The 11,899-nt window shown below is 61.0% G+C and carries 11 protein-coding genes; 5 read left to right on the top strand and 6 right to left on the bottom strand.

Annotated features, from left to right (window positions below):
- Positions 1-3 precede the first annotated feature (3 nt).
- The 5 genes from PKC81_RS10585 to htpX all read right to left on the bottom strand — a co-directional run bounded on the left by PKC81_RS10585 (position 4) and on the right by htpX (position 5,387).
- A complete protein-coding gene (locus tag PKC81_RS10585) occupies positions 4-1,728 on the bottom strand; it encodes a heparinase II/III family protein (RefSeq protein ID WP_324335860.1) in 1,725 nt (574 codons plus the stop codon).
- Positions 1,728-2,387 (bottom strand): ribulose-phosphate 3-epimerase, encoded by a 660-nt coding sequence (gene rpe / locus PKC81_RS10590; protein ID WP_324335862.1) that lies wholly within the window; start codon positions 2,385-2,387, stop codon positions 1,728-1,730. Before rpe ends, PKC81_RS10585 begins: the two co-directional genes overlap by 1 nt.
- A 71-nt stretch (positions 2,388-2,458) precedes the next feature.
- Positions 2,459-2,983 carry a GNAT family N-acetyltransferase gene (locus tag PKC81_RS10595; RefSeq protein ID WP_324335864.1) on the bottom strand — a complete coding sequence of 175 codons (525 nt, stop codon included), beginning with the start codon at positions 2,981-2,983 and terminating at the stop codon, positions 2,459-2,461.
- Between the two features lie 101 nt (positions 2,984-3,084).
- Entirely contained in the window at positions 3,085-4,359 is a 1,275-nt protein-coding gene (locus PKC81_RS10600) for an RsmB/NOP family class I SAM-dependent RNA methyltransferase (protein ID WP_324335866.1), read from the bottom strand.
- A gap of 164 nt (positions 4,360-4,523) precedes the next feature.
- The gene (gene htpX / locus PKC81_RS10605) at positions 4,524-5,387 is read right to left on the bottom strand and encodes a zinc metalloprotease HtpX (protein WP_324335868.1); all 864 of its coding nucleotides are present in this window, start codon (positions 5,385-5,387) and stop codon (positions 4,524-4,526) included.
- Positions 5,388-5,462: 75 nt separating this feature from the next.
- On the opposite strand from htpX, the gene PKC81_RS10610 reads away from it, so the two are divergent.
- Complete coding sequence (locus PKC81_RS10610; RefSeq protein ID WP_298604642.1) at positions 5,463-5,627, top strand: DUF1674 domain-containing protein; 165 nt, start codon at positions 5,463-5,465, stop codon at positions 5,625-5,627.
- Positions 5,628-5,707: 80 nt separating this feature from the next.
- Entirely contained in the window at positions 5,708-7,399 is a 1,692-nt protein-coding gene (locus PKC81_RS10615) for a class I adenylate-forming enzyme family protein (protein ID WP_324335872.1), read from the top strand.
- Between the two features lie 3 nt (positions 7,400-7,402).
- Here PKC81_RS10615 and PKC81_RS10620 read toward each other — a convergent pair whose 3' ends face one another.
- A complete protein-coding gene (locus tag PKC81_RS10620; protein ID WP_324335874.1) occupies positions 7,403-8,389 on the bottom strand; it encodes a quinone oxidoreductase in 987 nt (328 codons plus the stop codon).
- 101 nt (positions 8,390-8,490) lie between these two features.
- Here PKC81_RS10620 and PKC81_RS10625 point away from each other — a divergent pair, with 101 nt between their 5' ends.
- From PKC81_RS10625 to PKC81_RS10635, 3 genes are all read left to right on the top strand, one after another.
- A complete protein-coding gene (locus PKC81_RS10625) occupies positions 8,491-9,978 on the top strand; it encodes a serine hydrolase domain-containing protein (protein ID WP_324335876.1) in 1,488 nt (495 codons plus the stop codon).
- Positions 9,979-10,017: 39 nt separating this feature from the next.
- The gene (locus tag PKC81_RS10630; RefSeq protein WP_324335878.1) at positions 10,018-11,067 is read left to right on the top strand and encodes an enoyl-CoA hydratase/isomerase family protein; all 1,050 of its coding nucleotides are present in this window, start codon (positions 10,018-10,020) and stop codon (positions 11,065-11,067) included.
- Between the two features lie 107 nt (positions 11,068-11,174).
- Positions 11,175-11,899: enoyl-CoA hydratase-related protein (locus tag PKC81_RS10635; protein ID WP_324335880.1), on the top strand; the 725-nt coding region annotated here is incomplete at its 3' end.

Consider the following 11,899-nt stretch of genomic DNA (forward strand, 5'->3'; position numbering starts at 1 on the left):
TGTTTATCCCAGAAACTTGAGGGCCCAGCCAATGGTCATGCCGCCCTTTGGCGCATTGACGCCAATCACGAGCTGGCGGGTGGGGTTTGGCCGGCCATTTTCATCCACCCAGATACTGTCATCGACCTCGATCGTACCGAGCGCGGTCATGAAGGTCCAACTGCTGCCATCGTCGAGGCGCATTACGACACTGCGTTTGTCGTCAGCGAGCAGCAGCTCGATATCGGGACCGAGATGGAAGCGGAGATGCACAGGCACCTCTTCGCGTCCCTTAAATTTCGCATGCGGCAGGAGCGTATCCTCGCCGCGCAACTCCATGCCGTCCGAACGCAGGATCAGTACCCGGTTATGGATGAAGCCATAGCTGCGCGCATAGCCATCATGATTGGCTTCGATCCGCGTCGCTTTTTCAATATCGCGCCGTTCAAGCTCGACATCGACAACACCAGCGCCCAGTTGCCCTTTGGCGAGCAGTGCGGTTGAATTGCTGTCGTCTACACATAGGGTCGAATGTGCAGCAGTGGTACGCAAACCGCGCGCCAGAGCCGCCGGTATGCTCGCCCCGGCAAGACCGGCACCGCCGCAATTGATCACGATCCGCTGCCTGCCAAAACTGAATTCGAACGCGAGCGTTGATGCACAGCCAACCAGCGCCTGTTTCGCATGCGGAGGCGGTCCGGCGTCAACTTGCAGGACAGCAGGCCCCGCACTGACCCGTTGATAGCCCCAATCGAGCGCTTGACGCAGTGGCCGGGCACGCACACCGCTGGCCTGAACCAGGGCCTCGATGCGCTCTGCCCCCAAATGGCCGCATCCCTGCCAGGCACCCAGTCCGCCATCGGCGTGCGTCAATCCCAACAGCGCCGGAACGTTGCGACTGAGCGTATCGGTAAGGAAATCGGGAACAGCTTCCTGCCGCGCTGTGTAACATTCGCGCAACGTCGACAGCAGCGCAATCAGTTCCATCAGTTGCTGCGGCGCGCGCGACAATAGCCCGCCATCGGGAAAAACCAGATCAGACAGTGCGGCCTCAAGGCTGTGCTCACCCATCGCCCGCCGCGCCTTGCCCTCCGGGAGCAATAGCGAGGCGGCGACAACACCCGCCCAGCCGCAGACCTTGTCAAAAGGCTTGGTCGCACGGACCGCCGACTGGTCGAGATGCCGGGCGGTGCGCGCAAAATGGTTCAGGATTTTGGAGCGATAGATGAGGTCAGTGCTGGTCAGCAAATAGGGCGCGGCGCTCGCCATATTGAGAAAGCGCCACGCGCTATTGTCGATCCGCCATGCCGGCATGCGCGGCCGGTCGCCATTGGCCGCCAGCCATTTTTCGGCAATCGATGCGGCGAGTGGCGCACCTTCGCCGCGATTGACCGCGGCAGACAAATCGCGCAGCCAGTCGAAGCGATGGACATAGTCGGCAAAGGCGGGAGGCAATGTCGACTTGTCATAATCGATCGCATTGATCGACTGCTCCATGCCCTGAAACAGGAATTTTCCGATGCGGATCGCGGTGCCGCGCGCCTCATCGCCCGGAAGCGGATCGGTGGGTACGGCCAGCAGTTTCATCGGCAGCTTGCCGGTGATCCGCATCTTGTGCAGCGGGGTGCGCCAGCTCAACTGATAGAGCATCAGCGAAACACGGGCGGCCAGATTTTCAAGACGACCTGCCGGACGCACGACCAGCGCATTGGCGCCAATCTTATCGTCCGGGCGATCGGCTTCGGCCATTATCCCCTCAGGGCTGCGATATTGGCCGCGTAAGCGCTTGGTCCGCCCTTGAAGGTCGCGGTTCCGGCGACCAGCGTATCCGCGCCTGCCGAAATGGCGAGCGGCGCGGTTTCAACCGTAATGCCGCCATCGACTTCAAGGCGGATGTCCTTGCCGGTCTTTTCAATCATCTTGCGGATCGCCTCGATCTTGCGCAGCTGGCTTGAAATGAAGCTTTGCCCGCCAAAGCCGGGATTGACGCTCATCACCAGCACAAGGTCGATCTCTTCAATCAGATAATCGAGCATCTTTGCCGGCGTGTGCGGATTAAGCACGATACCCGCCTGTTTGCCCAGTGACTTGATCAACTGCACCGTGCGGTGCGGGTGCGGTCCCGCCTCCGGATGGAAGGAAATGATATCGGCGCCTGCGTCAGCGAAGTCCTTCACAAATTGGTCGACCGGCGAGATCATCAGATGGACATCGAATGGCTTCGCGCTATGCGGGCGCAGAGCCTTCACGACGGCCGGGCCGATCGTGATGTTGGGTACGAAATGGCCGTCCATCACATCGACATGGATCCAGTCACAGCCTGCCTCGTCAATCGCACGAACCTCTTCGCCCAGACGCGCAAAATCGGCGGAAAGGATCGAAGGGGCAATGCGGATAGGAGCGTTCATGGCTGGCGCTTAGCGGGACTGCGCAGCAGGGGCAAGGCAAGCACCCCTTCATGCACAACTAATCCACCGTTTTATCCACCGCGTTGTCGCGAAAAAAGCTCGATACGGCCCATCGCTTCGTCTGTGGCCTCCAGAAAGCGGAAGCCCAGCTTCTTTGCAACCCTTCGCGACGCCCGATTCCCCGGATCGATGATACAGCGAATTTCGGGTGCCTTGAGTTCGTCGTCAGCCCATGCCAGCGCCGCCGCCATCGCTTCGGTGGCCAACCCTTTGCCCCATGCCTCGGGAATGAAGGCCCAGCCTGCTTCGGGGACGCCTTCAAGCCCGGCTACTCCGCGCTCGAACCATGAGAGCCCGCCATTGCCCAAAAATCTTCCGGTGGCGCGGTCTAGGAACGACCAATAGCCATAGCCCATGAACTGCCAGAGTGCCGAGGCAGCAAGGAACTTGCCCCAGCTTTCGGTGCGGGTGCGCGGCTTGCCGCCGATAAATTCGGTCATCGCCGGATCGGCCCATGCCGCGGCATAGTCCTCCCAATGGTCGAGACTGATGGGGGCTAGGATCAGGCGGTCGGTCGTGAGGGTAGGCGCATTCATGCTGTCACCTGAAAATGGATACGGCCAAGTTTAACGCCTGTCGAAGCACACCTCGCCGAGAAGCGCCCTTTGACAGGCTCAGGGCTACGGTGATATTTCAGCTAGCCCTTGCGCTGCAGGCAGGCAATGAAGAAGCCGTCGAGCCCGCCCTTGTCCGCAAGCATGCCGGGCAGCGTGCGGACATAGCCGTCTGTCGGCGTGATGCCTTCGGGCAGAAGGGCGGTGTCGATTTTTGCTTTGGCAAAATTGCCGTGCCGCGCGAGGAAGGCATCGGCCTGTTGCTCGCCCTCTTCGGGTTCGAGCGAGCAGGTTGCATAGACCAGCGTTCCGCCGGGTTTGACCATGGCCGCCGCCTTGTCGAGCATCGCGGCTTGTAGTTCTACCAGTTCGGCAATCTGCCTTGGCCCGATCCGGTGGAGCACATCGGGATGGCGGCGGAAGGTACCTGTCGCGGTGCAGGGTGCATCAAGCAGCACGGCGTCGAGCGGTGCCTCAGGCTCCCAGGTCAGCACATCACCAATGTTGGATTTCGCCGCCAGCCCGGTCCGCTCCAGATTGGCCGACAGCCGCTCCATCCGCTTCGCCGACTTGTCGAGTGCAGTGACGTTCCAACCTTGGCTCGCCAACTGCATGGTCTTGCCACCGGGGGCCGCACATAGGTCAGCTATCTCTCGATGCTGTCCCTGCCCCAGCAATCGCGCTGGCAGGCTGGCCGCCAGATCCTGCACCCACCATGCGCCATCGGCATAGCCGGGCAACATTTCAATCGCCGAGCCACGTGCCAGCCGGATATGGCCCGGTGCGAGGCTGGTGCCTTCCAGTTCTTCAGCCCATTTGGCGGTCTGCGAGGGATCCGACACAATCAAGTCGAGCGAAGGCGGCTCGGTCAAGGCGACACGCGCCGCCTCGACCATCTCCGCACCCCAAGCTGCTTTCCAGCGGTCGGCAACCGGATGCGTCAGGCTGGGCGCCTCAGGCAATGTCGGCTGCAACCGCCAGAGCGAACCGAGCACACCATGCACCAACCGTCTGGGCCCTTTGTCGAGCAGCGGCAGGGCGGTCGAGATCGCAGCGTGCGGCGGCGTACCCAGCCGAAGCATCTGCGCCAGCGCCATCCGCAGTACCATGCGGGCCTTGGCATCCTCCGCCAATGGCAGACGGGTCTGGCTGTCGATCAGCAGATCGAGGTCTGGGAGCCAGCGTAGCACTTCCTGCGCAATGGCAATCGCCAGCGCCCGGTCCGACGGCTCGAGCCCTTTGGCCATCGCACTCGCCGCCTGATCGAGTGGTTGGCCGGTGCGCAAGCAAGCGTCGAGCATCCGCAACGCAGTGCGGCGGGCAGCAAGGCCGGTGGCGGTGGTTGGGCGGGTGTTCATTGCTCCCCGCATAGGCTGCGGGCAAATTCTCTACAATCGAAATAGCGGCGTTTTGTCACCCCCGACTTGATCGGGGGTCCATGGTCTGAACTGTCGGTTTTAACCTTTGTGTCAGACCGTGGATTCCCGCTTTCGCGGGAATGACAGGATAGAAATGTCGCCGTTTATCTACTGCCGAAAGGGTCCAGCGCGCTGCGGCGCGGGCCCGAACCCATTTGCTCGGCCAAAGCCTCCAGCTCGGCAATCCGGTTCTCGGTTGCCGGATGGGTTGAGAACATCTCTGATATGTGCGTCGGCACGATGTAGAGCTGGGCTGCCGAAGGGTTGCGCTCGCTGACCGGATTGGGGATCGCCTGTGCCGCACCCGATATTTTGGCAAGCGCCGCGGCAAGGGCGAGTGGCTTACCCGATATCTCGGCACCGGTGCGGTCAGCCCCATATTCGCGCGTGCGGCTGATCGCCAATTGCACGATCATTGCGGCGAAGGGAGCAATCAGCACAGCGAGCAAGGTCGCCAAACCATTTCGCTCGCTATCGCGGAAGAACAGCCCGAAATTGGCGAGCATCGACAGCGCACCTGCAATCGTCGCGACCATCGTCATGATCAGCGTGTCTCGGTTTTTCACATGCGCCAGTTCATGCGCCATCACGCCTTCCACCTCGTCGCGACTGAGCATCGACAGCAGGCCGGTGGTCGCGGCCACCGCGGCATTTTCCGGATTGCGGCCGGTGGCAAAGGCATTGGGATTGGGGTTATCGACAATATAGACTCGCGGCATCGGCATATTGGCGCGCCGCGCGAGATTGGCGACCAGCCCGTAGAAATTGGGCTCGCTCTGCGCATCAACCTCGCGCGCATTGTGCATTTTGAGGACGATCTTGTCGGCGTTCCAATAGGTGAACAGGTTCATCCCCGCCGCGACCAGCAGCGAGATGATGGCCCCGCCCGAGCCACCAAGCGTATAACCGAGCGCCATGAAAAGCGCCGTCAGCGCCGCCAGCAACATCGTGGTCTTGAGCATATTCATCTTGATATCCTCCGTATGAGGCCCAATGTGGGGGGACGTTGTTCCGCTTTCAAGAATGTCCTTAGGAGCCTCACCATGGGCAAGCGCCCGCCGCATGTGAAACCGCCAGCCTATCTGTCGAAAAGCCCGCCTGTTCCGGAGCCCAAGGCGGTGGAGCACAAGCCGCTCCCCGATGAGGAACGGCCAGACCCGGTCCGCTATGGCGATTGGGAACTAAAAGGCATCGCCGTCGATTTCTGATTAATCACCCGATTAAATCGGGGCTTGCGCTCGGCGCGTTCGCCTTTATGCCTTCTCTCGAGAAGAATGTGAGGAGAGGCATGTATTATTCCGAGCTGCGCCAGGTGCGCGATGAGTTGACAGGCCCCGGTGGTCCGTTTGAAATCGTCGAAGCCGATATCCTGGGAAACCGCATCCGCACTTACAAAAATGCCCCACCCAGCGTCCGCGAGGTGTGGTTATCGACGGTGGCATTCGCCGAACGCCCCTACCTCATCTACCAAGATGAGCGGATGACCTATGCCGAAGCCCATGCGCAGGTGAATGCCATCGCAGTGTGGATGGCCGAACAGGGTGTGCAGCCGGGTGATCGCGTGGCGATCGCGATGCGCAACTATCCCGAATGGATGCTGATCTATTGGGCTTGCGTCGCAAGCGGCGTCACCGCCGTCGGCATGAACGCCTGGTGGACGACCGAGGAAATGGCCTTTGCGCTCAAGGATTCAGAACCCAAGATCCTGTTCCTGGATGCCGAACGACTGACGCGCTTTCGCGAAAAGCCGGAACTCGCCGGAAGCGTGAAACTGGTCGGCGTGCGGCTCGATAAGACGGAACCGGATATCACGCCCTGGTCTGAAGTGATCGCACATGGTGGCGAGATGCCCGCAGTCACGGTCGACCCCGAATCGGATGCCTGCATTTTCTATACCTCTGGTACTACGGGCTTCCCCAAAGGGGCGCAGCTGACGCACCGGGGCTGTGTCGCCAACCTGTTTAACATGCTCTACGCCGCTGCCTCGTCTGCGCTTGCGGTCGAACGGGCGACCGGCGTGGCGCCTCCGGCGACCCCGCCCGTCCCGGTGACTTTGGTCACGACCCCGCTCTTCCACGTCACCGCAAATAACTGCGCGGCTTATGGTGTTACCGCTGCCGGCGGTGCGATGGTGCTGATGTACCGTTGGGATGCGGGCGATGCGCTGAAGATCATCGAGCGCGAACGCGTGACCGGGATGAGCGGCGTGCCGATCATGGCGCGTGAGCTGATCAACCATCCCGATTTCGCCAAGACCGACACATCGAGCCTTCTCGCCCTTTCCGGCGGCGGGGCTCAGGTGCCGCCCGATCAGGTGCTCAAAATCGATGAGGCGGTTGAAACCGCGCGACCGACCACAGGCTATGGCATGACCGAAACCTGCGGGATCATCACCTCGCTGGGTGGTGATTTCTATGTTGATCGTCCAGACAGCGCAGGCCCCGCCATGCCGGTCTATGAAGCGAAATGCGTCGACGATGATGGCAATGAAGTGCCGCTCGGCGAAACCGGCGAATTGTGGGTGCGCGGTGCCGCAGTCATCAAAGGCTATATCAACCGCCCCGATGCGACCGCCGAATCGATTACCGATGGCTGGCTGCACACTGGCGATATTGCGCGGATGGATGAAGACGGTTTCATCTACATTGTCGACCGCAAGAAGGACATGGTGCTGCGCGGCGGCGAGAATGTCTATTGCGTCGAAGTCGAAGCCGCCATCTATCGCCACCCGGCGGTCGCCGAGTGCAGCGTATTTGGCGTTCCCGATGACCGTCTGGGGGAAGAAGTGGCCGCAGCCATCTTTCTGAAGGAAGGCGAAACGCTCGATGCTGACAGTTTACGCGAAGAAATGGCGAAACATGTCGCGAAGCACAAACTGCCACGTTTCGTCTTTTTCGTCGACGAGCCGCTGCCGCGCAACGCCAGTGGCAAATTCCTGCGGCGCGAACTTCGGGAAACTTTGGCTCCGGCTACGACCTGACCGTCAAGGCAATAATATCGTCGAACCCACTGTCTTGCGTGCCTCCAGATCGATGTGCGCCTGTACGATGTCATCGAGCGCGTAGCGCTGCCCGATCGAAACGGTGAGCGCCCCGCTGGCGAGCATCTCGAACATGCGCGTACTGCCTGCCTGGCGCTCGGCGGGGCTGCGATAATAGTCGAACAGACCCGGGCGCGTCACGAACAGGGAGCCTTTCGCAGCGAGTTGCCCGAGAGCAACGCCCGTGACCGGTCCGCTCGCATTGCCGTAACTGACAATCAGGCCTCGCCGCGCAACCGAATCGAGCGACGCCGCCCAAGTGTCTTTTCCCACACCATCAAAAGAGGCACGAACACCCCGCCCGTCCGTCAGTTCACGCACCTGCGGCGCAACGTCTTCATTCCCGTAGAGGATGACATGGTCAGCTCCGGCATCACGAGCCAGCTTCGCCTTTTCTTCTGTGCTGACCGTACCGATAACATGCGCGCCGATCGCCTTCAGCCATTGCACCAACAGCAATCCCACCCCGCCGGCCGCCGCATGTACCAATATATGCTCGCCGGGCTTTACGAAGGCACATCGTTCGACAAGAAATTCGACAGTGCACCCTTTGAGCAAGGCGGCAGCGGCCAGTTCATCGGAAACATTGTCCGGCGTCTTGAGCAAAGCCGAGGCGGCAATGTTACGGACGGTGGAATAGGAACCGCGTTCCGGGCCGAACGTGCAAACACGATCGCCCACCGCGAAGCCGTTAACCCCTTCGCCCACAGCTTCAACCACACCGGCCGCCTCCACCCCCAGACCACTGGGAAGTTCGATCGGGTAGAGACCGCTGCGGTGATAAGTGTCGATGAAGTTCAGCCCGATGGCCGTGCTGCGCATCCGCACTTCGCCGGTCCCGGGCGGGGGTAGAACGACGTCCTCAAGTTCAATTGCATCAGGACCGCCAAAGGCGCGGATGACGGCACGGCGAGAGGTATCGGAAGACATGGGCAAACTCCTTTGCCAAATTACCTATGGCTTGTGTTGCAAACCGGCAACCGCAAAGCACCGCGCTTGACCCACAGCGCTGGGCCGTTAGCGTGCGCCATATGAAAAGATTTGCCAGATATGCCGCCGCGATGGCGCTCTCAGCGCTCAGCCTTCCTGCCATAGCGGCCAGCGCCCCTGCCGCTTCCTCGCAGACAGCAGACTTTGAAACACTCAATGCCGATTTCGCCAAATGGATGGCCGAGGCGCATGTGCCGGGCCTTGTCTGGGGCATCGTCAAGGACGGGAAACTTGTTCATGCGAAGGCGATGGGGGTGCAGACCGTTGAGGACAATGTTCCTGTCACCCCCGACACGGCATTCCGCATCGCAAGCATGACCAAGGCTTTCACTGGCTATTCGATCCTGAAGCTGCGCGACGAGGGCAAGTTGCGGCTGGACGATCCGGCAAGCAAATATGTGCCTGAAATGAAGGGCTGGGCGAATGGCATCACCGTCGGCGACCTGCTCCACCATACAGCAGGCTTCGTGACCGACGATCCATGGGGTGACCGGCAACAGCCCCTGCCGGAGGCGGAATTCAGCAAGATGCTTAAAGCGGGCGTGCCCTTTTCGACTAAACCCGGCACGCGCTATGAATATTCGAACTTCGGCTATGCGACGCTGGGCCGCATTGTCGCCAATGTGTCGAAGCAGGACTATGCCAAGCGTGTTGAGGAAACAGTGCTGAAACCGCTGGGCATGGCATCTACCCGATACGAGGTGCGCGATGTGCCGCCAAACAAACTCGCGATGGGCTATCGCTGGGAAAATGACGCCTGGTCGCGCGAGCCGGTGATGCCGCACGGCGCATTTGGCGCGATGGGCGGCCTCGTCACCACCGGCAATGATTACGCCAAATGGATCGGCTACCTGCTCTCGGCCTGGCCTGCAAAAGACGCCGAAGCGCAAAGCACCAAAACGATCCGCGCGATGCAATATGGCGGCGGCCTGCTTCATGCCCGCCGCCGCCCGGGCAAGGAAGGCGACAATTGCCGCCTCTCCGCAATTTATGGCGCGGGACTGGTTCAGGCCAATGATTGCGTCCTCGGCAATGTCCTTTTCCACGGCGGCGGCTTTCCCGGCTATGGCAGCCATATGTTATTGATGCCTGAAACGGGTGTCGGTGTGTTTGCGCTGACCAACCGCACTTATGCCGGCCCGACCGCGCCAGTCTGGGATGCAGCTACAGCGCTGTTCAAATCGGGCTATTTCGCACCGCGCGCCATCGCGACTACGCGTGCTCTCGAAACGGGTTATGCCGCCGCACGCCGCATCTGGAAAGCAGGCGGGGTCGAGGGCGAGGGCCAGTATCTGGCGATGAATTTCGCGATGGATCGCAACGACGCCAGCTGGCGGCAATATCTTTCCGAGATCGCTGCCAAAAGCGGAGCATGCGATGACAGCCCGCCTCTGATCGCAACCGGCAAACTTTCGGGCCGATTTAGCTGGACCTGCGCGAACGGGGTAGTCGAGGGCAATGTCTTGCTCGCGCCGACATCGATACCCCAAATCCAGGCGCTTGGATTTCAACTGACAGCCAAACCCTGACTATCGACTCAGACGGCAGGCAACGGCATAGGGGCGGCGATGACAGACGATATCCTGACTCGAATCGAGGGCCATGCGGGGTTTATAAGCCTCAATCGCCCGGGCGCGATCCATGCGCTGACCCTGCCGATGGTCCACGCGATGACCGAAGTGTTGCTCAAGTGGAAGGATGACGACGCGGTCAAATGCATCATCATCGACCATGCCGAAGGACGCGGGTTCTGCGCTGGCGGCGATATCGCCTTCCTGCGCAATTCGGCAATCAACGACAATGGCGAGAGCGGACGGAAGTTTTTCCACGACGAATATCAGCTCAACCATTTGCTGTTCACTTACCCGAAGCCGGTGGTCGCCTTCATGGACGGGATCACCATGGGCGGCGGCGTCGGTATCAGCCAGCCTGCACGTTTCCGCGTGGCGACCGAAAATACCCGCTTCGCCATGCCCGAAACCGGCATCGGCCTGTTTCCCGATGTGGGTGGCGGCTGGTATCTGTCTCGACTTGAAGGGCGCGTCGGGCAGTTCCTCGCGCTGACGGGGGCACGGCTTGATGGGGCCGAATGCCTGGAGCTCGGGCTTGCGACCCATTATCTCTCCGCCGAAACGCTCGCCGACGCCAAGGCGCGGATCGCTCAGGAAGATGTAGAACGTATCGACGGCCTGTTGGGGACCCTGTCGGCAAAAGTCCCGGAGGCGCGCATCGTCGGCAACCTGTTCGACATCAACCGACATTTCGCATCGGATCGGTTTGAGGATATCCTCGCAAGCCTTGAGGACGACGACAGCGACTGGGCGATGAAGGAACTCGCCACGCTGCGCACCAAGAGCCCGCAGACCTGTAAGGTCGCTCTGCGCCAATTGGCGACCAGCGCAGGTCTTGATGATTTCGCCGACAATATGGCGATGGAATATCGCATCGGCAGCCACGTCCTCACCCGCCCCGATTTTGCCGAAGGTGTGCGCGCGGTGATCGTCGACAAGGACAATGACCCCAAATGGAACCCGGCAACGGCCGAAGGCGTGAGCGAGGAGCTGCTCGACGCCATCTTTGCGCCGCTGCCGGAAGCTGAGGAGTGGAAGCCGCTTTGATCGGACGCGTCGCCCCTGCGAAGGCAGGGGCCGCTATCGGTTCAACCAACCGGCGCAGAATGGACTTAGAACGGCCCCTGCCTTCGCAGGGGCGACGGAGGTAAAATATGAGTTACGAAACCATCTTGGTCGAACAAAAGGGTGCAGTCACCCTGATCACGCTTAATCGTCCGCAAGCATTGAACGCGCTCAACAGCCAGGCGCTGGCCGACCTGACCGATGCTTTTGCCAAATTCGACGCTGATGACAGTCAGCGTTGTGCGGTCCTCACCGGCAGCGAGAAGGCCTTTGCCGCAGGGGCCGACATCAAGGAAATGTCGAGCCAGTCCTTCGCCGAGATGTATGGTTCGAACTTCTTCGCGGGCTATGACCGCGTAACCGCGACGCGCAAGCCGTGGATCGCGGCCGTTGCCGGCTGGGCGCTGGGCGGCGGATGCGAACTTGCGATGATGGCGGATTTCATCATCGCCGCCGACAGCGCCAAATTCGGTCAGCCGGAAATCAAGCTGGCGGTCACCCCCGGCATGGGTGGATCGCAGCGCCTGACCCGCGCCGTGGGCAAGGCCAAGGCAATGGAAATGTGCCTCACCGGGCGCAACATGGACGCCGCGGAAGCCGAAAGCGCCGGTCTTGTTGCCCGCGTCGTGCCTGCTGCCGATCTGGACGCCGAAGCCCTGAAATCAGCCGAAGCCATCGCCTCGATGGCCCCGCTGGCCGCCATCGCCGCGAAGGAAATGGTCAATGCTGCATTCGAAACGACGCTGCAGCAGGGTGTCATCTTCGAACGCCGCCTGTTCCACGGCCTGTTCGGCAGCGAAGACCAGAAGGAAGG

The organism is Sphingorhabdus sp. (genome assembly GCF_035329025.1).
Classification (GTDB): Bacteria; Pseudomonadota; Alphaproteobacteria; order Sphingomonadales; family Sphingomonadaceae; genus Sphingorhabdus_B.